The sequence below is a fragment of the Acrocarpospora macrocephala genome (assembly GCF_009687865.1).
Taxonomy (GTDB): Bacteria; Actinomycetota; Actinomycetes; order Streptosporangiales; family Streptosporangiaceae; genus Acrocarpospora; species Acrocarpospora macrocephala.
Genome location: NZ_BLAE01000020.1, coordinates 97,829 through 123,438, shown reverse-complemented (window position 1 = coordinate 123,438; position 25,610 = coordinate 97,829). Strand labels below are relative to the sequence as shown.

Here is a 25,610-nt window from a genome sequence, read left to right as displayed (position 1 = left end):
TCGGAACACTTCGGAGGTCAGCCCCGATGTCGGAAGACCGGAAGCTCGTTGACTACCTTAAGTCGGTCGCCGCCGATCTGCGCGAGACCCGTCGACGGCTCCAGGAGGTCGAGTCGGGCAGGCACGATCCGATCGCGATTGTGTCGATGGCGTGCCGCTTCCCGGGTGACGTCAACTCTCCGGAGGATTTGTGGCGGCTGGTGGCCGAGGGTGGGGACGGGATCGGGGAATTCCCGACGTCCCGCGGCTGGGATCTGGCCGGGCTGTTCAACGCGGATCGGGAGCGCCGGGGGACCAGTAGTTATGTGCGTGAGGGCGGGTTCCTGCACGGGGCAGGGGAGTTCGATCCGGGGTTCTTCGGTATTTCGCCGCGTGAGGCGTTGGCGATGGATCCGCAGCAGCGGTTGCTGCTGGAGGTGTCGTGGGAGGCTTTCGAGCGGGCGGGGATCGAGCCGGGTTCGCTGAAGGGCAGCCGTACCGGTGTGTTCGCCGGTGTGATGTATCACGACTACGGCCCGAGTGTTGAATTCCCGCCGGAAGTGCGGAGCTTCGCCAGCACCGGCACCGCGGGGAGCGTCGCGACTGGCCGGATTTCGTACACGCTGGGGCTGGAAGGCCCGGCGGTGACGGTGGACACCGCGTGTTCCTCCTCCCTGGTGGCGTTGCATCTGGCGGCGCAGGCGCTGCGCTCGGGCGAGTGCGGCCTGGCGCTGGCCGGTGGTGTGACCGTGATGGCCACGCCAGGCATGTTCATCGACTTCAGCGCCCAGGGCGGGCTCGCGGCCGACGGGCGGTGCAAGCCGTTCGCCGACGCGGCGGACGGCACGGGGTGGGCTGAGGGCATCGGCATGCTGGTGCTGGAGCGGCTGTCGGACGCGCGCCGCAACGGGCATCAGGTGCTGGCGGTCGTCCGTGGTTCCGCGGTGAACCAGGATGGCGCGTCGAACGGGTTGACCGCGCCGAACGGTCCTTCTCAGCAGCGGGTGATCCGGCAGGCACTGGCCGGCGCCGGGCTCACGCCCGCCAACGTGGATGTGGTCGAGGGGCACGGTACGGGTACGACGCTGGGCGACCCGATCGAGGCGCAGGCGCTGCTGGCGACGTACGGGCAGGACCGGCCGGAGGGCCGCCCGCTGCTGCTGGGGTCGATCAAGTCGAACATCGGTCACACGCAGGCCGCCGCCGGCGTGGCGGGTGTGATCAAGATGGTCATGGCCATGCGGCATGAGGTGCTGCCCAAGACGTTGCATGTGGATGCGCCGTCTTCGCATGTGGACTGGTCGGCGGGCGCGGTGGAGCTGCTGACCGAGCCGGTGGAGTGGCCGCGGACCGGTCGTCCGCGCCGGGCCGCCGTGTCGTCGTTCGGGATCAGCGGCACCAACGCCCACGTGATCCTGGAGGAAGGGCCGGAGGTTCCGGCCGAACCGGGTGCGGAGGATCCGGCTCCGGCCGCTGGTGTGGTGCTGGTGTCGGGCCGTACGGCAGAGGCGCTGCGGGCGCAGGCCGGGCAACTGGCCTCGCATGTGCAGGCCCATCCCGAGGTGGCGCTGGCCGATACGGCGTTCGCGCTGGCCACGACGCGGTCGGCGTTCGAGCATCGCGCGGTGGTGCTGGCGAGCGACCGCGAGAGTGCGCTGGCCGGTTTGGGCGCGCTGGCCGAGGACCTGCCGGGTGCGGGCGTGGTGCGCGCGGAGGCCGCGACGGAGCCGCAACTGGCGGTGCTGTTCACCGGTCAGGGCAGCCAGCGCGCGGGCATGGGCCGGGAGCTGTACGACCGGTTCCCGGTATTCGCCAAGGCTTTGGACGCGGTGATCGCGGAGCTGGACCCGCTGCTCGACAGGCCGCTGCGCGACGTCATGTTCGCCGAGACGGAGCTGCTGGATCAGACGGGGTGGGCGCAGCCGGCGCTGTTCGCGCTGGAGACGGCCCTGTTCCGGCTGGTCGAGTCCTGGGGCGTGGTGCCGGATGTGCTGGCCGGCCATTCGATCGGGGAGATCACCGCCGCGCACGTGGCCGGGGTGCTCTCACTGAGCGACGCGTGCGCGCTGGTGGCGGGCCGGGCGCGGTTGATGCAGGCGCTGCCCGCGGGTGGGGCGATGGTCGCGGTCCAGGCGTCCGAGGATCAGGTTGCCGATCTGCTGGCCGGACGCGAAGACCAGGTGTCGATCGCGGCGGTGAACGGCCCGAACGCCGTGGTGATCTCCGGGGTTGAGGGCCCGGTCCTCAGCGTCGCGGCCGTCCTGGAAGAGCGTGGGGTGCGAACCAAGCGGTTGCGGGTGTCGCATGCGTTCCATTCGCCGTTGATGGACCCGATGCTGGCGGACTTCCGCGCCCTGGCCCGGACGCTGACTTACAGTCCGCCGGAAATTCCCGTGGTCTCGAACGTGACCGGCGAACTGGCCACGGACGAGCAGTTGTGCTCGCCGGATTACTGGGTGGACCAGGTCCGCGGCTCGGTCCGCTTCGCCGACGGCGTCCGCACGCTGCACGCCCAGGGCGTACGGGCGTATCTGGAGCTGGGCCCTGACGGCGTCCTGACCGCCATGGCCGGCGACACGCTCGACGCGGATGCCGTGCTCGTCCCGGTATTGCGCAAGGACCGCGACGAGTCGGCGGCGTCCATGATGGCGCTGGCAGAACTGCACGTGCACGGGGTGCCGGTCGACTGGCAGGCGGTGCTCCCGCACGGTCGCCACGTCGACCTGCCCACCTACCCGTTCCAGCACGAGTTGTACTGGCCCCGCACCCAGCGCATGGGCGACGCTCGAAACCTGGGGCTGACCGCGGCAGGGCATCCTTTGCTGGGCGCCGCTGTGGCGCTGGCCGCTTCGGACGGCGTGCTGCTGACCGGCCAGCTGTCGTTGCGGTCGCAGGCCTGGCTCGCCGATCACGTCGTGGGCGGGCGGGTGCTGTTCCCCGGCACCGCGTTCCTGGAGCTGGCGATCCGGGCCGGTGACCAGGTCGGCTGCGACCTGGTCGAGGAGCTCACCCTGGCGGCGCCGCTCGTCCTGGGCGAAACCGACGTCGTGGCAGTGCAGGTGTGGGTGGGCGCGGAGGAGTCCGGCAGACGTGACCTGAGTATCTACACCCGGTCGGCGGAGGCCGCCGACGACGAGCCGTGGGTACGGCACGCGGTGGGCGTCCTCGCCGCCGGCGGCCAGACCGCGGAGCGACTCGATACCGAAGTCTGGCCGCCGCAGGGCGCGTCCGCGATCGAGCTGGACGGGCTGTACGAGCAACTCGCCGAGAGCGGGCTGAGTTACGGGCCGCTGTTCCAGGGCCTGCGGGCGGCCTGGCGGCGTGCTGACGAGATCTTCGCCGAGGTGAGCCTGCCGAGCCGGCTGGAGTCGGACGCCGGCTCCTTCGGCGTACATCCGGCTCTGCTGGACGCGGCGTTGCACGTGGTGACCTTCGCCGGTCTTGACGATGCCGAGGGCGTCCGGTTGCCGTTCTCCTGGGGCGAGGTGTGCCTGCACGCCGGTGGCGCGTCGGCTCTGCGGGTACGGCTGGCCAGGACAGAGGGCGATGCCGTCTCGCTGGCGGTGGCCGATGCGGCGGGTGAGCCGGTACTTACGGCGCGGTCGCTCATCCTGCGCCCGATCACGGGCGACACCGGTGCGGATGACCGCAGGAGCGAGCGAGACCCCCTGTTCAGGGTGGAGTGGACGGCGTTGCCGACGGCGCGGGTGGCGCCGTCCACCGAACCCGTCCCGCCGACGGTGGACATCCACACGTTCGACCTCGCGTCGGTGTTCGGGGACGCGGACCAGGCACCGGGTGTCGTGGTGACCGAAATGATCTGCGACGGCGCGGTGGTGCAGTCGGCGCACGAGCTGACCGCGCGCGTTCTGACCGTGGTACAGGGATGGCTGGCTGACGAGCGGTATCGCGATTCGCGGCTGGTGTTCGTGACGCGGGGTGCGGTGGCCGCGGGTGAGGGTGAGGCGGTCACCGATCTGGCGGCGGCTGCCGCATGCGGATTGGTGCGGTCGGCGCAGTCGGAGAATCCGGGGCGGTTTGTCCTGGTGGATGTCGATGGGGAGCTGTCCGAGTCGGTGCTGGCCGGGGTGCTCGCCTCCGGCGAGCCGCAGGTGGCGGTGCGCGGTGGTGAGGTGCGGGTGGCCCGGCTGGCACGGGTGGTGCCCGGCCCCGAGGTCGAACGGCCGTGGGATCCGGACGGCACAGTGTTGATCACCGGCGGGACCGGTGGCCTGGGTGTGCTGTTCGCCCGGCATGTGGTGGTCGAACGCGGTGTTCGGCACCTGCTGCTGGTCAGCCGGAGGGGCCTGGACGCTCCGGGCGCGGTGGAGCTGCAGGCCGAGCTGATCGCCCACGGTGTCGAGGTCACAGTCGTGGCGTGTGACGTGACCGACCGGGACCAGGTGGCGGCCTTGCTGTCCGAGGTGGACGCCGATCATCCGCTGACCGCGGTGATCCACACCGCGGGTGTGCTGGACGACGGGACCATCGCCTCGCTGACGCCGGAACGGCTGGAGCCGGTACTGCGGCCGAAGGTGGACGCCGCCTGGCACCTGCACGAGCTCACCGCGGATCTTGATCTGGCCGAGTTCGTCGTGTTCTCGTCGGCGGCGGGCCTGATCGGAGCTCCCGGCCAGGGCAACTATGCCGCGGCCAACTCCTTCCTCGACGCGCTGACCCAGCACCGCCAGGCTGCCGGATTGCCCGGGCTGTCACTCGCCTGGGGTGCGTGGGCTCAGGACAGCGGGATGACCGGCACCTTGAGCGATGGCGAGATGGCGCGGCTGGCCCGTGCCGGCACTCCGCCTCTCGCACCGGAACAGGGCGTCGCTTTGTTCGAGTCGGCGCTCCGTTCCGGCGAACCGGTCGTGGCACCCGTCCGGCTGGATCTGGCGGTGCTGCGCACGCTGGGCGAAGTACCGCCACTGTTGCGGAAGCTGGTGCGGGGAAGGCGCCGGTCCGCCATCGGAAAGTCGGCGACGGCCAGCACGCTGCTGCAGCGGCTGGCGCGGCTGGGGGCGGCCGAGCGCGCCGAGGTCCTGGTGGATCTGGTACGGACCGAGGTGGCCATGGTGCTGGGGCACCTCTCGCCGGAGACGGTGGAGGTGCGTCGTGAGTTCCGCGAGCTGGGCTTCGACTCGCTGACCTCGGTGGACCTTCGCAACCGGCTGAACGGTACGACCGGGCTGCGGTTGCCGGCCACGCTGGTGTTCGACTACCCCACGCCGATGCTGCTGGCGGAGTTCCTGCTGGCCGAGCTGCTCGGCGAGCACGCCGACATGGTGGTTCCCGCCGAGGCCCGGCCGGTGGCCGACGACCCGATCGTGATCGTGGGCATGGCCTGCCGCTATCCGGGCGGGGTCGCCTCTCCGGAGGATCTGTGGCGGTTGGTGACTGAGGGCGGGGACGGGATCTCGCCCTTCCCGACCACGCGCGGCTGGGATCTGGGAGCCTTCTACAGCTCGGATCGGGACCGCCGGGGCACGAGCTATGTGCGCGAAGCCGGCTTCCTGCACGAGGCGGGGGAGTTCGACCCCGGGTTCTTCGGGATCTCGCCCCATGAGGCGCTGGCGATGGATCCGCAGCAGCGGCTGCTGCTGGAGACGTCCTGGGAGGCGATCGAGCGGGCGGGGATCGACCCGGTCTCGTTGCGCGGCAGCCGTACCGGGGTGTTCGCCGGACTGATGTATCACGACTACGCGAACAGCGTGTCGTTCCCGCCAGAAGTGATGGGGTTCGTCGGTACCGGTAGCACGGGCAGCGTCGCGACCGGCCGGGTTTCGTACACGCTGGGTCTGGAGGGCCCGGCGGTGACGGTGGACACCGCCTGCTCGTCGTCGCTGGTGGCGATGCACCTGGCAGCGCAGGCGCTGCGCGGCGGCGACTGCTCGCTCGCGCTGGCCGGTGGCGTGACCGTGATGGCCAACCCCGGGCCGTTCATCGATTTCAGCGCCCAGGGCGGGCTGGCCGGCGACGGCAGGTGCAAGTCCTACTCCGACGCGGCCGACGGGGTGAGCTGGTCCGAGGGTGTGGGCATCCTGGTGCTGGAGCGGCTGTCGGACGCTCAGCGCAACGGGCACCAGGTGCTGGCGATCGTCCGTGGCTCGGCGGTCAACCAGGATGGCGCGTCCAACGGGTTGACCGCTCCGAACGGTCCTTCGCAGCAGCGGGTGATCCGGCAGGCGCTGGCCGGTGCCGGGCTCTCGCCGTCCGAGGTGGACGCGGTCGAAGGCCACGGTACGGGGACGACGCTGGGCGACCCGATCGAGGCGCAGGCGCTGCTGGCCATCTACGGTCAGGATCGGGACGAGGACCGTCCGTTGCTGCTGGGTTCGATCAAGTCGAACATCGGTCACACCCAGGCCGCCGCGGGCGTCGCCGGTGTGATCAAGATGGTGCTGGCCATGCGGCATGGGGTGCTGCCCAAGACGTTGCATGTCGATGCGCCGTCCTCGCACGTGGACTGGGCCTCTGGCGCGGTGGAGCTGCTGACCGAGCCGGTGGAGTGGCAGAAGAACGGCCATCCGCGCCGGGCGGCGGTGTCGTCGTTCGGGATCAGCGGCACCAACGCCCACGTGATCTTGGAGCAAGGACCGGAAGGTGTCACGCGGCCGGAGGTGGAAGAGCCTGCCGGTGGTGTGGTGCCGTGGGTGGTGTCGGCGAAGACCGAGGAGTCGTTGCGTGGTCAGGCGCGTCGTCTGGCGGCGCAGGTGGAGGCCGATGACCTGGACCCGGTCGATACGGCGTTTTCGCTGGTGGTGTCGCGGTCGGTGTTCGAGCACCGTGCGGTGGTGGTCGGCGGGGACCGCGGCGAGCTGGTGGCGGGCCTGGGTGTGCTTGCCTCGGATGAGCCCGCGGCCGGTGGCGTCGTCTCGGGTGTGGCCGATGTCGTCGGGAAGTCGGTGTGGGTGTTCCCTGGTCAGGGAGCCCAGTGGGCGGGGATGGGCGCTGCCCTGCTTGAGGAGTCGCCGGTCTTCGCGGGCCGGATGGCGGAGTGCGCGGCGGCGTTGGAGCCGTTCGTGGAGTGGTCGCTGCTGGATGTGATCCGCCAGGCCGAAGACGCCCCGTCGCTGGATCGGGTGGATGTCGTCCAGCCGGTGTCGTTCGCGGTGATGGTCTCCTTGGCCGCCGTCTGGGAGTCGCTGGGGGTCCGTCCCGACGCGGTGGTCGGGCATTCGCAGGGCGAGATCGCGGCCGCGGTGGTCGCGGGTGGCCTGTCGCTGCAGGACGGCGCACGAGTCGTGGCCCTGCGCAGCCGTCTGATCGCCGACCAGTTGGCCGGGCTCGGGGCGATGGCGTCGGTGTCGTTGCCGGTCGAGCAGGTGCGTGAGCGGCTGTCGTCCTGGGACGGCCGGGTGTCGGTCGCGGCGATCAACGGCCCTCGCTCGGTGGTGGTGGCCGGTGAGGTGCAGGCCGTCGATGAGCTGGTGGAGCGTCTGACCGAGGACGGGGTGCGGGTTCGCCGTATCGCGGTGGACTATGCCTCACATTCGGCTCAGGTCGATCTGATCGGTGCGGAACTGGCCCAGGTCCTGGCGGAGGTGGCTGGGCGTGCGGTGCGGGTGCCGATGCTGTCGACGGTGACCGGGCAGTGGCTGGAGGGGACGGAACTCGACGCGGCGTATTGGTGTGACAACCTGCGCAACACGGTCAACTTCGCCCCGGCGATCGGGGAACTGCTGGAGCAGCGGTATCGGGCGTTCGTCGAGGTGAGCCCGCATCCGGTGCTGACGATCGGCATCGGCGAATGCGTGGACGAGGCCGCAGTAGATGCGGTGATCGCCGGCACGCTGCGCCGGGACGGCGGCGGGCTGGACCGGGTTCTGGTCTCGGCGGCCGAGCTGTTCGTGCGCGGCGTGGCGGTGGACTGGCGGGCGGTACTACCCGGTGGACGCCGGGTGGACCTGCCGACCTACGCCTTCAAGCACCAGTGGTACTGGCCCGTCGGGGCAGGCTCCCAGATAGGGAACGTGGCCGCGGCGGGGTTGGCGACAGCGGGTCATCCGCTGCTGGGCGCGGCGGTGGGCCTGGCCGATTCCGACGGGGTGTTGCTGACGGGCCGGTTGTCGCTGTCGTCGCATCCGTGGCTGGCCGATCATGCGGTGGCCGGCACGGTGATCTTCCCGGGTACCGGGTTGCTGGAGTTGGCGATCCGGGCCGGTGACCAGGTCGGCTGTGACCTGGTCGAGGAGCTGACCCTGACCGCTCCGCTGGTGCTGGGTGTGGACGACGCGGTAGCGGTGCAGGTGTGGGTGGGCGCCGCGCAGGAGACGGGCCACCGGAGCGTGAACGTGTACGCCCGGTCGGCGGAGGCCGCCGCCGATGTGCCGTGGGTACGGCATGCCACCGGCACTCTGACCGCCGGCACTCCCACCATGGCTGCCGCGTCCCCCGCTGCGCCGTTCGACGCGGCGGTGTGGCCCCCGCAGGGGGCGACCGCGATCGACCTCGACGGCCTCTACGAAGGGCTCTCCACCAGCGGGTTCGAATACGGCCCGGTGTTCCAGGGGCTGCGAGCGGCCTGGCGCGGCGCCGGCGGTGAGGTGTTCGCCGAGGTCGCACTGCCCGAGCAGACGCAGTCAAGCGCCGGCGGGTTCGGGTTGCACCCGGCGTTGCTGGATGCGGCGTTGCACGCGGTGGCTTTCGCCGGGCTGGACGATTCCGAGGGCGGCAGGCTGCCGTTCTCCTGGGGTGGGGTGAGCCTGCAGGCCGCAGGCGCGGCGATGCTGCGCGTGCGGCTGGTCCGGACCGCTGCCGACTCGGTCACGCTGACGGCGGTGGACGCCGCCGGGGAGCCGGTGCTGTCGGCGCGGTCGCTGGTGTTGCGGCCGTTCTCGCCGGATCAGCTCGCCGCCGCGGGTGGCGGCCAGGCGACGCTGGGGGAGGGGCTGTTCCGGCTGGAATGGACCGCGCTTTCCGACGCTCCGGTGGCCGACCCGGTGCCGGTGGTGGTGGTCGGTCTGGACACGCTGGGTCTTGCCAGGGATCAGGTCGAGGTTTATCCGGATCTGTCGGCGTTGGCCGAGGCGGGGCCGGTGCCGGGTGTGGTGCTGGCCGGGATCGTGACCGATCCGGCCGTGGACGCGGTGACCTGCGCGCATGAAGTGACCGCTGCGGTGCTGGGCCTGCTGCAGGGGTGGCTTGCCGACGAGCGGCTGGAGAGCTCGCGGCTGGTGTTCGTGACGCGGGGCGCGGTGGCGGCCGGTGCGGGTGAGGAGATCACCGATCTGGCTGCGGCGGCGGTGTGGGGTCTGGTGCGGTCGGCGCAGTCGGAGAATCCGGGGCGTTTCGTCCTGGTCGACGTGGACGGCCAGGAGTCCTCCCTGCCGGCGGTATTGGCCGCGCTCATGGCCTCGGGCGAGCCGCAGGCGGCGGTCCGGCACGGTGAGGTGCGAGTGCCGCGACTGGCGCCGCTGGCGTCGGGGGCGGGGCTGGTGCCTCCGGGTGGTGGGGTGCCGTGGCGGCTGGGCAGCCGGGCCAAGGGCAGCCTGGACGCGCTGGAGCTGCTCCCATTTCCGCAGGCGGCCGGGCCGTTGGAGGCCGGTCAGGTGCGCCTGGCGGTGCACGCGGCGGGGATGAACTTCCGTGACCTGCTGGACGGGTTGAACGCGCTGGGCTGGTTCCAGGACAAGGTCGGCCTGATGGGCGGCGAGGCCGCCGGCGTGGTGCTGGAGGTCGGTCCCGAGGTCGACGACCTGCGCCCGGGTGACCGGGTGGTCGGCATAACCGAGGGCGGCTTCGGCCCAGTGGTGGTCACCGGTGCCGGCGGGGTGACCAAGATCCCCGATGGAGTCTCCTTCGAGCAGGCGGCGACGATCCCGGTGTCGTTCCTGACGTCCTATTACGGGCTGATGGATCTGGCCGGGTTGCGGCCGGGCGAGTCGCTGCTGGTGCACGCGGGCACCGGGGGGACCGGTATGGCCGCGATCCAGCTGGCCCAGCGCCTGGGGGTGGAGGTGTTCGCCACGGCCAGCCCGGCCAAGTGGGACGTCCTCCGCTCGCTGGGCATCCCGGATGATCACATCGCTTCCTCCCGCACCCTGGAGTTCGAGGAGCGGTTCAGCGGGCGGGGGATCGATGTGGTCCTGAACTCGCTGACCGGCGACTTCATCGACGCTTCCGCGCGGTTGCTGCGCCCGGGCGGCCGGTTCATCGAGATGGGCAAACTGGACATCCGCGACCAGGACCAGTTCCCTGGGCTGACGTACCACTGGTTCGACATCCTGGACGCCGGACCCGAGCGGCTGCGCCAGATCCTGGCCGAGCTCATGGAACTGTTCGCGGCCGGTGAAGTGCGGCCGCTACCGGTCACGGCCTGGGATGTGCGGCGGGGCCGTGAGGCGTTCCGGTTCATGAGCCAGGCCCGGCACACCGGCAAGATCGTCCTGACGATGCCCCGGCGGTGGAACCCCGAGGGCACGGTGTTGATCACCGGTGGTACGGGCGGTCTGGGCGCGGTGTTCGCGCGGCATCTGGTGGCCGAGCACGACGTACGACACCTGCTGCTGGTCAGCCGAAGAGGCCCGGACGCGGCCGGCGCACGTGAGCTGGCGCGGGAACTGACCGCGCGAGGCGCGCACGTGACCATCGCCGCCTGCGACATGGCCGATCGGGACGCGGTGGCCGGCTTGCTGGCCGGGATCGGCGCCGAGCACCCGCTGACCGCGGTGATCCACGCGGCCGGAATCCTCGATGACGGAACCATCGCCTCGCTGACGCCGGAGCGGCTGGAGTCGGTGCTGCGGCCGAAGGTGGACGCCGCCTGGCACCTGCACGAGCTGACCCAGGACCTGGATCTGGCCGCGTTCGTGGTGTTCTCCTCGCTGGCCGGGCTGCTGGGCGGCGCCGGTCAGGGCAACTACGCGGCGGCCAACGCCTGGGTGGACGCGCTGATGGCCCAACGCCAGGCGCAAGGGTTGCCGGGCTTGTCACTTCCCTGGGGATTGTGGGCCCAGGCCACCGGAATGACCGGGGGCATGTCGCAGGCCGACGTCCAGCGGATGACCGCCGCCGGTCTGCCGCCCATCACCACCGAGCACGGACTGGCGCTGTTCGACACGGCCATCGGCTCGGATTCCCCGCTCGTGGTCCCCGTACGGCTGAACATGCCGGCGATGCCCGCTCAGCTGGTGCCGCCGCTGCTGCGCGGGCTGGTGAAGAGCACCCGCCGTACGGCGGCGTCGGCGCCCGCCGCCGGAGAAGGGGTGCTGCTGCGGCAGCTGGCCGGTCTGGCGCAGGCCGACCGCGCCCGGTTCGTCGTCGATCTGGTCCGGGCGCAGGCCGCCGCCGTCCTCGGGCATCCTTCGCTGGAGGCGGTGCAGGGGCGCCGTGAGTTCCGCGAGCTGGGCTTCGACTCGCTGACCGCGATCGAGTTGCGCAACCGGCTCAACGCCGCCACCGGGCTGCGCCTGTCCTCCACCGTCGTCTTCGACTACCCCACCCCCACCGTGCTCGGCGAGTACCTGTTGAGCGAGGTGCTCGGCGCGCACGGCGACGCCATCCTGCCGGTGGTCACGGCCTCGACGTCGGACGACCCCATCGTCGTCGTCTCGATGGCCTGCCGCTTCCCGGGCGGGGTGAACTCTCCGGAGGACCTGTGGCGGCTGGTCATCGAGGGCCAGGACGCCATCACCCCGCTCCCGACCGACCGTGGCTGGCAGAGCCACGGCGACCTGAAGGGCGGGTTCATCTTCGACGCGCCCGAGTTCGACGCGGAGTTCTTCCGGATCTCGCCGCGTGAGGCGCTGGCGATGGACCCGCAGCAGCGCCTGCTGCTGGAGACGACCTGGGAGGTCCTCGAGCGCGCGGGCGTCGACGCGGACTCGTTGCGGGGCAGCGACACCGGCGTCTTCATCGGTTCCGTCGGCTCGGGTTACCTGCCAGGGGAGGAGTCCCGCGGCCACATCATGACCGGCATGCTGGCCAGTGTGGCCTCCGGCCGGATCTCCTACACCTTCGGTCTTGAGGGCCCGGCGGTCACGGTGGACACCGCGTGCTCGTCGTCGCTGGTGACCATCCACATGGCGGCGCAGGCCCTGCGCAACGGGGAATGCTCGCTCGCGGTGGCGGGCGGCGTCACCGTCATCTCGACTCTCGCGGGGTACGGGGAGCTCGGGGAGCAGGGCGGGCTGGCGCCGGATGCCCGGTGCAAGGCGTTCTCCGACTCGGCGGACGGCATCGGGTGGTCCGAGGGTGTCGGCCTGGTGATGCTGGAGCGGCTGTCGGATGCTCAGCGCCACGGGCATCAGGTGCTGGCGATCGTGCGCGGGTCGGCGATCAACCAGGACGGCGCGTCCAACGGCCTGACGGCACCGAACGGCCCCTCGCAACGGCGGGTGATCCGGAAGGCTCTCGCCGTCGCGGGTCTGTCGCCGTCCGAGGTGGACGCGGTCGAGGCCCACGGTACGGGTACGGTGCTGGGTGACCCGATCGAGGCGCAGGCCCTGCTGGCCACCTATGGTCAGGATCGCGATCAGCCGCTGCTACTGGGGTCGGTCAAGTCGAACATCGGGCACACCCAGGCCGCCGCAGGCGTCGCAGGTGTGATCAAGATGGTCATGGCCATGCGGCATGGCGTGCTGCCCGAGACGCTGCACGTGGGCGCGCTGTCCTCGCACGTGGACTGGGACTCCGGCGCGGTCGAAGTGCTGACCGAGCAGCGGGAGTGGCCGCGGACCGATCACCCGCGCAGGGCCGCCGTGTCGTCGTTCGGCATCAGCGGCACCAACGCGCACATGATCCTGGAGCAGGGGCCGGAGGAGGTCGCCGAACCGGCGGTCGCCGAGCCTGCGGGGGTAGTGCCCTGGGTGATCTCGGGCCGTACGGGTAAGGCGTTGTCGGCGCAGGCGCGTCGGCTGAGCGCCCACCTCGACGCACACAGCGATCTCGATACGGCGTTCTCGCTGGTGGCGTCGCGGGCGTTGTTCGAGCACCGCGCGGTGGTGGTCGGACGCGACCGTCAGGAACTGCTGGCGGGCCTGTCCGCGGTCGAGGCCGGTGAGCCGACGGCTCGCGTGGTCGCGGGTGTGGCCGATGTCGACGGGAAGTCGGCGTGGGTGTTCCCAGGCCAAGGAGCCCAATGGGTCGGCATGGGCAGGCGTCTCCTTGAGGAGTCGCCGGTCTTCGCGGGGCGGATGGCGGAGTGCGCGGCGGCGTTGGAGCCGTTCGTGGACTGGTCGCTGCTGGACGTGGTTCGCCAGGCCGACGGGCTGGATCGGGTGGATGTGGTCCAGCCGGTGTCGTTCGCGGTGATGGTCTCTTTGGCGGCGGTGTGGGAGTCGCTGGGCGTCCGCCCCGACGCCGTGGTTGGCCACTCTCAAGGCGAGATCGCCGCCGCGGTGGTCGCAGGTGGCCTGTCTCTCCAGGACGGCGCCCGGGTGGTGGCCTTGCGCAGCCGCCTGATCGCCGATCGGCTGGCCGGGCGCGGGGTGATGCTGTCGGTGATGGCTCCGGCGGAGCAGGTTCGCGAGACATTGGCCGCCGCTGATCTGCTGGACCGGATCTCGATCGCGGCGGTCAACGGGCCCCGGGTGGTGACCGTGGCCGGTGACCCGGAGGCCATGCGGGTGCTGGAGCGCCGCTTGTCGGCCGACGGGGTGATGCGCTGGCAGCTGGCCGGAGCCGACTTCGCCGCGCACTCGCCGCAGGTCGACGCCCTCCGGGACGAACTGCTGGCGGAGCTGGCGGACGTGTCGCCCCGTACCGCGCGGATCCCGATGCTGTCGACGGCGACCGGCCAATGGCTGGACGGCACCGAACTGGACACCGGCTACTGGTACGAGAACGTGCGGCGCACCGTGGAGTTCGCGCCGGCGATCGAGCGGCTGCTGGAGGAGCGGTACCGGGCGTTCGTCGAGGTCGGCCCGCATCCGCTGCTGACGCTGGGGATCGAACAGGCGGTGGACCAGGCGGGCGTGACCGCGGTGGTCGCCGGGACCTTGCGCCGTGACGAGGACGGGCTGGACCGGGTCCTGCTCTCGGCGGCCGAGCTGTTCGTCCGCGGCGTGGCGGTGGACTGGCAGGCGGTACTACCCGGCGGACGCCGGATCGACCTGCCCACCTACGCCTTCCAGCACCACAGGTTCTGGCCGAGCGGGATGCGGATCGCCGACGCCCGCGGGCTCGGCCTCGCCGCGGCGGGGCATCCGCTGCTGGGCGCCGCCGTCGGGCTCGCCGACTCCGACGGCGCGCTGCTCACCGGCCTGATGTCGGTACGCACACACCCGTGGCTGGCCGATCACGCGGTGGCCGGCACGGCCCTGTTCGCCGGCACCGGGTTCCTCGAGCTGGCGATCCGGGCCGGTGACCAGGTCGGCTGCGACCGGGTGGAAGAGCTCACCCTGGCCGCCCCGCTGGTGCTCGGCACGGACGACGCCGTCGCCGTCCAGGTGGTGGTGAGCGCGTCCGACGAAACAGGCCGCAGGAACCTGGCCATCTACGCCCGACCGGCCGACACGCCGGACCAGCCCTGGGTGCGGCACGCGGCCGGCGTGCTGGCCGTCGGCGCGCGTACGGCACGGTTCGACACGACCGTGTGGCCGCCCGCGGGCGCGACGCCGATCGCGCTGGACGGGCTGTACGACGAGCTGGCCGAGGGCGGCGTGCGCTACGGGCCGACCTTCAAGGGACTGCGGGCGGCCTGGCAGCGGGACGGGGAGATCTTCGCCGAGGTCGCGGTGCCCGAGGAGGTCGGCGACGCCGGCTCGTTCGGCCTGCATCCCGCCCTCCTCGACGCGGCGTTGCAGCCGGCCTCGTTCCTGGACCTCGTGGAGCCGGGCCAGGGGCGGCTGCTGTTCTCCTGGGCCGGCGTGTGCCTGCACGCGGGCGGCGCATCGGCGTTGCGGGTACGGCTGGCCAGGACCGGGAGCGGTTCGGTGTCGCTGGCGGCGGTGGACGCCGAGGGCGCGCCGGTGCTGACGGCGGACTCGCTGGTGTTCCGCCCGGTGTCCGCCGACCAGATGCTCGTCTCCGGCGCTCAAGGGCTGGAGCGGGACGCGCTGTTCGCGCTGGAGTGGGCGGTCGCGCCGACGGTCGTCTCCCCGACGGACGCGATGGCCGGGCTGGACTGCGTCGAGCTGGACTGGTCCGAACTGAACCGGTCCGGACTGGACGAGCTGCGCTGGGCCGCGTCCGGCCTCTCCTCGCCGGACCGGGTGCCGGACGTCGTGGCCGTCGAGATCACCTCGCCCGTGATGGCGGTCGGCGCGGCGGCGGCACAAGAGGTCACCGGCCGGGTCCTGGAACTCCTGCGGCAGTGGCTGGCGGATGAGCGGTTCACCGAATCCAGGCTGGTGCTGGTCACCAGGGGCGCGGTCGCCGGCACGGAAGACGAGGCGGTCACGGATCCGGCGGCGGCGGCCGTCTGGGGTCTGGTCCGCGCCGCGCAGGCCGAGAACCCCGACCGCTTCCTGCTGGTCGATGTGGACGAGCGGGAGACCGCGCTGACGGCGCTGCCTGAGGCGCTGGCCTGCGGCGAGCCCCAGGTGGCGATTCGCGGCCACGTGGCCCGCGTGCCCCGGCTGGTCCGCCTGACGCCAGGGGGAGACGCCACACCGCGGCTGGATCTCGGCGGCACCGTGCTGATCACGGGTGGCACCGGCGGCCTGGGCAGCAGCCTGGCCCGGCATCTGGTGGCCGAGCACGGGGTCCGGCATCTGCTGCTGGCCGGCCGCAGGGGCATGGACGCCCCGGGCGCGGTGGAACTGGCGGCCGAACTGATCGCCCACGGCGCCGAGGTCACCATCGCCGCCTGCGACCTGGCCGATCGGGATCAGGTGGCGGAGCTGCTCGCCGGCGTGCCCGCGGAGCACCCGCTCACCGCGGTCGTCCACACCGCGGGCGTACGCGACGACGGCATGATCCCGTCGCTGGACGAGCGCCGGCTGGCCACCGTGTTCGGGCCCAAGGCCGATGGCGCCTGGCACCTCCACGAGCTGACGCGGGACCTCGACCTGGCCGCCTTCGTCCTGTACTCCTCAATGGCCGGGCTGGTCGGCGGCCCGGGGCTGGGCGGCTACGCGGCGGCCAACGCCTACCTGGACGCGCTGGCTCAGCACCGCCGCGCCCAGGGCATGCCGGGCCTGTCCCTGGTGTGGGGTCCGTGGGCGGCGGACGCCGGCATGGCCGGCGAGCTCAGCGAGACCGACCTCCGCCGGCTGGCGGCCGCGGGGTTCCACCTGTTCTCCTTCGCCGAGGGCCTGGCACTCTTCGACGCGGTCCTGGGCTGCGGCACGCCGGTGGTCGCGCCGGTCCGGCTCAACCTGCCGGCGTTGCAGGCGCTCGGTGAGGTCCCGCCGCTGCTCCGCTCGCTGGTGCGGAGCACCCGCCGTACGGCGGCGGCCCCGGTATCGGGCGCCGACCAGGTGCTGCTGCGGCAACTGGCTGGGCTGGCCCCCGCCGACCGGAGCCGCCTGGTGATCGACCTGGTCCGGGCCCAGGCGGCCACGGTGCTCGGGCACACCTCGCCGCAGATGCTGGAGGTGCGCCGGGAGTTCCGCGAACTGGGCTTCGACTCGCTCACCGCGGTGGAACTGCGCAACCGGCTGAACGCCGCGACCGGGCTGCGGCTGCCCGCCACCCTGGTGTTCGACTACCCGACCCCCGTGGTGCTGGCGGAGTTCCTGCTGGCCGAGCTGCTGGGCGAGCACGGCGATGTCATCGCCGCGACGCCGATCGCGTCGGTAGCCGACGATCCGATCGTGATCGTGGGCATGGCGTGCCGCTACCCCGGCGGAGTGCACTCTCCGGAGGATCTGTGGCAGCTCGTCACGGAGGGGCGCGACGCCGTCTCCCCGCTGCCGCTCGACCGGGGCTGGCAGGTGAACGGCGAGCTGGACTTCCAGGGCGGGTTCATGCCCGACGTCGCGGAGTTCGACGCCGGGTTCTTCGGGATCTCGCCGCGTGAGGCGCTCGCCATGGACCCGCAGCAGCGGGTGCTGCTGGAGACCACCTGGGAGGCGGTCGAGCGCGCCGGGATCGACCCGCTGTCGCTGCGCGGCAGCTCCACCGGGGTGTACGTCGGCGCCAGCGCGTCCGGCTACATCCCGTCAGATGAGGCCCGCGGCTTCATGGTGACGGGCCAGTCGGGGAGCGTGCTCTCGGGCCGGCTGTCCTACACCTTGGGGCTTGAGGGCCCGGCGGTGACGGTGGACACCGCGTGTTCGTCGTCGCTGGTGGCGATGCACCTGGCGGCGCAGGCGCTGCGCTCGGGTGAGTGCGCGCTGGCGCTGGCGGGCGGGGTGACCGTGGTCGCCTCGCCGATGGGGATCATGGAGTTCAGCGCCCAGGGCGGGCTGGCCGCCGATGGGCGGTGCAAGTCCTATTCGGATGCCGCCGACGGCACCAGTTGGTCCGAAGGTGTGGGCTTGGTGGTGCTGGAGCGGCTGTCGGACGCGCGGCGCAACGGTCACCAGGTGCTGGCCGTCATGCGCGGGTCGGCGGTCAACCAGGACGGCGCGTCGAACGGGCTGACCGCGCCGAACGGTCCTTCGCAGCAGCGGGTGATCCGCCAGGCGCTGGCCGGCGCGGGGCTGGCTCCCGCTGACGTCGACGTGGTGGAGGGCCACGGCACGGGCACGGCGCTGGGTGACCCGATCGAGGCGCAGGCGCTGTTGGCGACCTACGGGCAGGGCAGGCCGGAGGACCGTCCGCTGCTGCTGGGGTCGATCAAATCGAACATCGGGCACACCCAGGCCGCGGCGGGTGTGGCCGGTGTGATCAAGATGGTCATGGCCATGCGGCACGGGATGCTGCCCAGGACGCTGCACGTGGACGAGCCGTCCTCGCACGTGGACTGGGCCTCCGGTGCGGTGGAGCTGCTGACCGAGCCGGCCGAGTGGCCGAAGAACGGTCACCCTCGCCGTGCGGCGGTGTCGTCGTTCGGGATCAGCGGCACCAACGCACACCTGATCATCGAGCGGGTCGAAGCACCGGACGCCGAGCCCGGCGACCAGGAATCCGAGGACGGTCCGTCCGCGTCGGCCGGAGCCGTGCCTGTCCTGGTTTCCGGCCGGTCGGCGGAGGCGTTGCGCGCGCAGGCCGGGCGGCTGGCGTCGTACCTGGACGGTGAGCCTGACCTGCGGCTCGGCGATGTGGCGTGCTCGCAGGCCAGCACGCGCTCGGCGTTCGAGTATCGGGCGGCCGTGGTGGCCGCCGACCTCGCGGGCGCGGTCGCCGGCCTGCGGGCACTGGCCGAAGACCGCCCGAGCGCGGGTGTGCTGCACGGGCTGGCTGCGGCCGAGCCGAAGCCGGCGGTGTTGTTCACTGGTCAGGGGAGCCAGCGGGCGGGGATGGGCCGGGAGCTGTACGACCGCTTCCCGGTCTTCGCGCAGGCGCTGGACGAGGCGATCGCCGAGCTGGACCCGCTGCTCGATGGGTCGCTGCGGGAGGTGCTGTTCGCCGAGCCGGGTACGGAGGCGCTGGACCAGACCGGATGGGCGCAGCCGGCGCTGTTCGCGGTGGAGACCGCCCTGTTCCGGCTGGTGGAGTCGTGGGGTGTGCGACCGGACGTGCTGGCCGGGCACTCGATCGGGGAGATCACCGCGGCGCATGTGGCCGGGGTGCTGTCGCTTCGGGACGCGTGCGCGCTGGTCGCGGCCAGGGCACGGCTGATGCAGGCCCTTCCCGCCGATGGTGCGATGGTGGCGGTGCAGACCTCCGAGGAGGAGGTCGCCGAGCTCCTGGCCGGTCGTGAGAACGAGGTGTCGATCGCCGCCGTCAACGGTCCGGCCGCGGTGGTGATCTCCGGGGCTGAGCAGGCCGTACTCGAAGTCGCGGGCACGCTGGCGGAGCGGGGGCGCAAGACCCGGCGGCTGCGGGTATCGCACGCGTTCCATTCGCCGTTGATGGACCCGATGCTGGCGGACTTCCGCACGGTGGCCGGCAGGCTCACCTACAACCCGCCGCGTATCCCGATCGTGTCCACCCTGACCGGGGAGCAGGCCACGGCCGAGCAGCTGTGCTCGCCGGACTACTGGGTGGAGCAGGTGCGGGGCGCGGTGCGCTTCGCCGACGCCGTGCGGGTGCTGCACCGGCAGGGAGTGACCGCCTACCTGGAGCTCGGGCCGGACGGCGTACTGACCGCGATGGCCAAGGACATCCTGGCCCACAGCTCCGACGCCGATCCGGTGCTGGTGCCGGTCCTGCGCAAGGATCGGGACGAGCAGACCGCGATCATGGCGGCGCTTGCCCAGCTGCACGTGCGCGGCGTGCCGGTGGACTGGCAGGCGGTGCTCCAGGGCGGGCGCCGGATCGACATGCCGACGTACGCGTTCCAGCGGCAGCGTTTCTGGTCCGACGGCAGCGCTACCCAGGCGGGGAACGTGGCGGCCGCGGGGCTGGCCGCCGCAAGGCACCCACTGCTGGGTGTCGCGGTCGGGCTGGCCGACTCGGCGGGGGTGCTGCTGACCGGGCGGTTGTCGCTGCGGTCGCATCCGTGGCTGGCCGACCACGCGGTCGGCGGCACGGTCATCTTCCCGGGCACCGGGTTCCTCGAACTGGCGATCAGGGCGGGTGACCAGGTCGGCTGTGACCTGGTCGAGGAGCTGACCCTGACCACGCCCCTGGTGCTCGGCGAGCGGGACGCCGTCGCGGTGCAGGTGTGGGTGGCCTCGGCGGCCGAGTCCGGCCGCCGCAACCTGAGCATCTACGCCCGTCCGGCCGAAGCCGCCGACGAGGAACCATGGGTACGGCATGCCACCGGTGTGCTGGCCGCGGCCGGGCCCGGCGCCGCCGGCTTCGACACGGCGGTGTGGCCGCCGCAGGACGCCACACCCATCCAGATGGACGACTTGTACGACCGGTTCGCCGCGGGCGGCTTCCACTACGGGCCGGTGTTCCAGGGACTGCGGGCCGCCTGGCGAGGTGCTGACGGCGAGGTGTTCGCCGACGTCGTCCTGCCCGAGCAGGCGCAGTCGAGCGCGGCTTCGTTCGGAATGCATCCGGCGCTGCTGGACGCGGCGCTGCACGCCGTGACCTTCGCCGGTCTTGACGATGCCGACGGCCGGTTGCCGTTCTCCTGGGGTGAGGTGTGCCTGCACGCCGGTGGCGCGTCGGTGCTGCGGGTCCGGCTGGACAGGACCGGAGGCGACACGGTCTCGGTGATCGCGGTGGACGCCGCAGGGGAACCGGTGCTCTCCGCGCGGTCGCTGGTGCTGCGTCCGGTCACGGCCGACCAGGCTGCCTGGGGCAGTGGTCGCGACCCGCTCCGGGACTCGCTGTTCCAGCTGGCCTGGACGGCGTTGCCCGACGGGCCGGCGGCCGCCGCCGATCTCGATTCGGTCGAGCTGACCTTGACTCCGGCATCGGACCTGGCGGCGCTGGAGACGGTGCCGGAGGTGGTGACCGTTACGGTCGGCTCCGCGGCGCACGGCGACGTTGTCGCATCGGTTCACGAGTTGACCGCCGCGGCGCTGAACCTGCTGCGTGCCTGGCTGGCCGATGATCGCTGTCTCCGCTCCCGGCTGGTGTTCGTGACCACGGGTGCCGTCGCGGCGAGCGAGAGCGAAACCGTGACGGACCTGGCGGCCGCCGCTGTGTGGGGACTGGTGCGGTCCGCGCAGTGGGAGGAACCAGGCCGGTTCGTCCTGGTCGACGTGGCCGGGCAGTCGCTGCCGGCCCTGCCGGGAGTGCTGGCCGCCGCGTCGGCGTCGGGCGAGCCGCAGGTAGCGGTACGTGAGGATGGCGTACGGGTGCCGCGGCTGGCGCGGGTGACACGCGCCTCTGATCCTGGCGAGGGCGGTGCGCGCTCGTGGGATCCGGAGGGGACGGTGCTGATCACCGGCGGCACCGGTGGTCTTGGGGCGTTGTTCGCGCGGCATGTGGTGGCCGAGCGTGGGGTGCGGCGTCTGCTGCTGGCCAGTCGCCGTGGTTCGGACGCCGCGGGTGCGGTGGAGCTGCGGGCCGAGCTGATCGCGCACGGCGTCGACGTCGAGATCGCGGCGTGCGATGTGGCGGATCGGGATCAGGTGGTGGCGCTGCTGGCCGGTATCGATGCCGAGCATCCGCTGACCGCGGTCGTTCACACGGCGGGTGTGCTGGATGACGGGACGATTCCCGCGCTGACGGCGGAGCGGCTGGAGTCGGTGCTGCGGCCGAAGGTGGACGCCGCCTGGCACCTGCACGAGCTGACCCAGGGCCTGGACCTCGCGGCGTTCGTGCTGTTCTCCTCGCTGGCCGGGGTGATGGGCAACGCCGGGCAGGGCAACTACGCGGCGGCCAACGTCTTCCTGGACGCGCTGGCCCAGCAGCGGCGGGCGGCGGGACTGCCCGCGCTCTCGCTGGCCTGGGGCGCGTGGAGCCAGGACGCCGGGATGACCGGCACACTCGACGACGCCGAAATGCGCAGAATGGCACGGGCGGGCATGCCGCCGCTGTCGCCAGAACAGGGTCTGGCGTTGTTCGAGGCCGCCACCACGCTGGAGCACGCGCTGCTCATCCCGGTCCGGCTTGAGCCGTCGGCATTGCGGACGCAGGGCGAGATCCCGGCGCTGCTGCGCGGGCTGGTGCGGGGAGGGAGGCGGTCGGCGGCGTCCGGTTCTGTGGTGGCCGCGACGTTGCTGCAGCGGCTGGCTCCGCTGGGAGCGGCCGAGCGCGCCGAGGTCCTGCTGGATCTGGTGCGCACCGAGGTGGCCGTCGTGCTCGGGCACGTCTCCCCCGGCACGGTGGAGGTGCGGCGGGAGTTCCGCGAGCTGGGCTTCGACTCGCTCACGGCCGTGGAGCTGCGTAACCGGCTGAACGGCGCGACCGGCCTGCGGTTGCCTGCGACGCTGGTGTTCGACTACCCGACGCCGACGCTGCTCGCGGAGTTCCTGCTGGCCGAGCTGCTCGGTGAGGACGCCGACGCGGTCATCCCCACGGTCATCCTGCCGGTGGCGGACGACCCGATCGTGATCGTGGGCATGGCGTGCCGCTATCCGGGCGGGGTCAACTCTCCCGAGGACCTGTGGCGGCTGGTCACCGAGGGCGCGGACGCCATCTCCCCCTTCCCGACGACACGCGGCTGGCACCGTGACGCGCTCTCTCAAGCCGAGGGCCAAGCCGTCAAGTACGTCCAGGCGGGTGGCTTCCTGCACGAGGCCGGCGAGTTCGACCCTGGGTTCTTCGGGATCTCGCCGCGTGAGGCGCTGGCGATGGACCCGCAGCAGCGGCTGCTGCTTGAGGTGACCTGGGAGGCGATCGAGCGGACCGGGATCGACCCGGTCTCGCTGCGGGGCAGCCACACGGGCGTGTTCGCCGGTGTCATGTACCACGACTACGCGAACAGCACGGCCTTCCCCGCCGACGTGATGGGCTTCATGGGCACCGGCACCGCCGGCAGCGTCGCCACCGGCCGGCTCTCCTACACCCTGGGTCTGGAGGGCCCGGCGGTGACGGTGGACACCGCGTGCTCGTCGTCACTGGTGGCGATGCACCTCGCGGCGCAGGCGCTGCGCGGCGGTGACTGCTCGCTCGCGCTGGCCGGTGGTGTGACGGTGATGGCCACTCCTGGGCCGTTCATCGACTTCACGGGGCAGGGCGGCCTGGCCCCTGACGGCAGGTGCAAGTCCTACTCCGACGCGGCCGACGGCGCGGGCTGGTCCGAGGGCGTCGGCATGCTGGTGCTGGAGCGTCTGTCGGACGCGCGCCGCAACGGTCACCAGGTCCTGGCGATCGTCCGGGGTTCCGCGGTCAACCAGGACGGCGCGTCCAACGGTCTGACCGCTCCGAACGGTCCTTCGCAGCGGCGGGTGATCCGCAAGGCCCTGGCCGGGGCGGGGCTCGCGCCCGCTGATGTGGACGCGGTTGAAGGGCACGGCACCGGTACGACGCTGGGTGACCCGATCGAAGCGCAGGCGCTGCTGGCGACCTATGGCCGGGATCGGGACGAGGATCGTCCGTTGCTGCTGGGTTCGATCAAGTCGAACATCGGTCACACGCAGGCCGCCGCGGGCGTCGCCGGTGTGATCAAGATGGTGCTGGCCATGCGGCATGGGGTGCTGCCCAAGACGTTGCACGTCGATGCGCCGTCCTCGCATGTGGACTGGGCCTCTGGTGCGGTGGAGCTGCTGACCGAGCCGGTGGAGTGGCAGAAGAACGGTCACCCGCGCCGGGCCGGTGTCTCCTCCTTCGGGATCAGCGGCACCAACGCGCACGTGATCTTGGAGCAGGGGCCGGAGGCTTCAGTATCGGAGTCGGTGGAACAGGCGCCGGGTGCGGTGCCGTGGGTGGTCTCGGCGAAGACTCCGGAGGCGTTGCGTGGTCAGGCGCGTCGTCTGGCGGCGCAGGTGGAGGCCGGCGATCTGGACCCGGTGGACGTGGGGTCCTCGCTGGTGGTGTCGCGGTCGGTGTTCGAGCACCGTGCGGTGGTGGTCGGGCGTGATCGTGGCGGCCTGCTGTCGGGCCTGTCGGCGGTCGGTGCCGGTGAATTGGCGACGGGCGTGGTCTCGGGTGTGGCCGACATCGCCGGTAAGTCGGTGTGGGTGTTCCCTGGTCAGGGGGCGCAGTGGGTCGGTATGGGCGGGCGACTGCTGGAGGAGTCGCCGGTCTTCGCGGGCCGGATGGCGGAGTGCGCGGCGGCGCTTGAACCGTTCGTGGACTGGTCGCTGCTGGACGTGATCCGCCAGACCGAAGACGCCCCGTCGCTGGATCGGGTGGATGTGGTCCAGCCCGTGTCGTTCGCGATGATGGTTTCCCTGGCTGCGGTCTGGGAATCCCTGGGCGTCCGCCCCGACGCCGTGGTCGGTCACTCGCAGGGTGAGATCGCGGCTGCGGTGGTGGCGGGTGGTCTGTCGTTGCAGGACGGCGCGCGGGTGGTGGCGTTGCGTAGCCGCTTGATCGCCGACCGGCTGGCCGGGCTCGGGGCGATGGCGTCGGTGCCGTTGCCGGTCGAGCAGGTGCGTGAGCGACTGGCCGTCTGGGACGAGCGGATCTCGGTCGCGGCCATCAACGGCCCTCGCTCGGTGGTGGTGGCCGGTGAGGTCGCGGCCATTGAGGAAGTGGTCGAGCGACTGACCGCTGAGGAGGTGCGGGTCCGGCGTATCGCGGTGGACTACGCCTCGCACTCGGCCCAGGTCGATCTGATCGGTGCGGAGCTGGCCCAGGTCCTGGCGGAGGTGACTCCGCGTTCGGTACGGATGCCAATGCTGTCAACCGTGACCGGCCAGTGGCTGGAGGGACCGGAACTCGACGCGGCCTACTGGTGTGACAACCTGCGCAACACGGTGGCCTTCGCCCCGGCGATCAGGGAACTGCTGGAGCAGCGCCACCGCGTGTTCGTCGAGGTGAGCCCGCACCCGGTGCTGACGATCGGCATCGGGGAATGCGTGGACGAGGCCGCGGTGGACGCGGTCATCGCCGGGACGCTGCGCCGGGACGAGGGCGGGCTGGACCGTGTCCTGGTCTCGGCCGCCGAGCTGTTCGTGCGCGGTGTGACGGTGGACTGGCGGGCACTGCTGCCGGGTGGGCGCCGGGTCGATCTGCCGACCTATGCCTTCCAGCACCAGTGGTTCTGGCCTGACGGCAGTGCGAGCGCCGGTGCGGGGAACGTGACGGCGGCGGGCCTGGCGGCGACGAAGCATCCTCTCCTGGGCGCGGCGGTGGGCCTGGCCGACTCCGACGGAGTGGTGCTGACCGGCAGGTTGTCGCTCGCCACGCATCCCTGGCTGGCCGACCACACCGTGGCCGGGATGGTGTTCTTCCCCGGCACCGGGTTCCTTGAGCTGGCGATCCGGGCGGGTGACCAGGTCGGCTGTGACCTGGTCGAGGAGCTGACCCTGGCCGCGCCGCTGGTGCTGGCCGAGGACGAGGCGGTCGTGGTCCAGATCGCGGTGGGCGCGCCGGAGGAGACCGGCCGCAGGACCCTGAGCGTCTTCTCCCGGCCGGCCCAGGCCGGCGACGAGGCGCAGTGGGTACGGCACGCCACCGGGACGCTCGCCACGGACACTCGGGGCGTTGCGCACTTCGACACGGAGGTGTGGCCTCCGGCCGGCGCGACCGCGATCGAGCTGGATGGACTGTATGACGAACTGGCCTCCCGAGGGCTGGGCTACGGCCCGGCGTTCCGAGGACTGCGGGCGGCCTGGAGCGGCCCCGGCGGTGAGATCTTCGCCGAGGTCGCCCTTCCCGAGCAGGCGGCGTCGAACGCGGGCGCGTTCGGAGTGCATCCGGCGTTGCTGGACGCGGCGCTGCACGCGGTCAGCTTCGCCGGGTTGAATGTGGTGGAGGGTGGCCTGCTGCCCTTCTCCTGGCAAGAGGTGTGCCTGCACGCGAGTGGTGCCGCGCTGCTGCGCGTCCGGCTGGCCAAGTCCGGTGACGACTCCGTGTCGTTGTCGGCGGCCGATCGGGCCGGAGCGCCGGTCTTGTCGGCGCGCTCGTTGGTCGTGCGTCCGTTCACCCCCGAGCAGTTCGCCGATGCGGGCGGTGGCGGCGTAGCGCGCGATTCGCTGTTCGGGCTGGACTGGACCGCGCTGCCGGAGGCGGTGGGCACGGAGACCGTCCCGAGCGTGGTCGAGCTGACCGGAGAACTCGCCGCACTGGACTCGGCACCCGACGTGGTCATGGTCACCGTCGGGTCGGCCGACGCCGGGAACGTGGCGGAGGCGACGCACGAGCTGGTCGCCCACATCCTCGACCTGCTGCAGCAGTGGTTGGCCGAC

Annotated in this window: 1 protein-coding gene (cut by a window edge); it reads left to right on the top strand. The window is 72.0% G+C overall.

Translation table 11 applies throughout. From position 1 onward, the window contains the following. The first annotated feature begins 26 nt into the window (after window positions 1–26). Window positions 27–25,610: the 5' portion of a type I polyketide synthase gene (locus Amac_RS56245; RefSeq protein WP_281356312.1), read on the top strand. The gene runs 23,598 nt beyond the window's last position; 25,584 of the gene's 49,182 nt are visible here — the first part of the coding sequence; its start codon is at window positions 27–29; its stop codon lies off the right edge, out of view.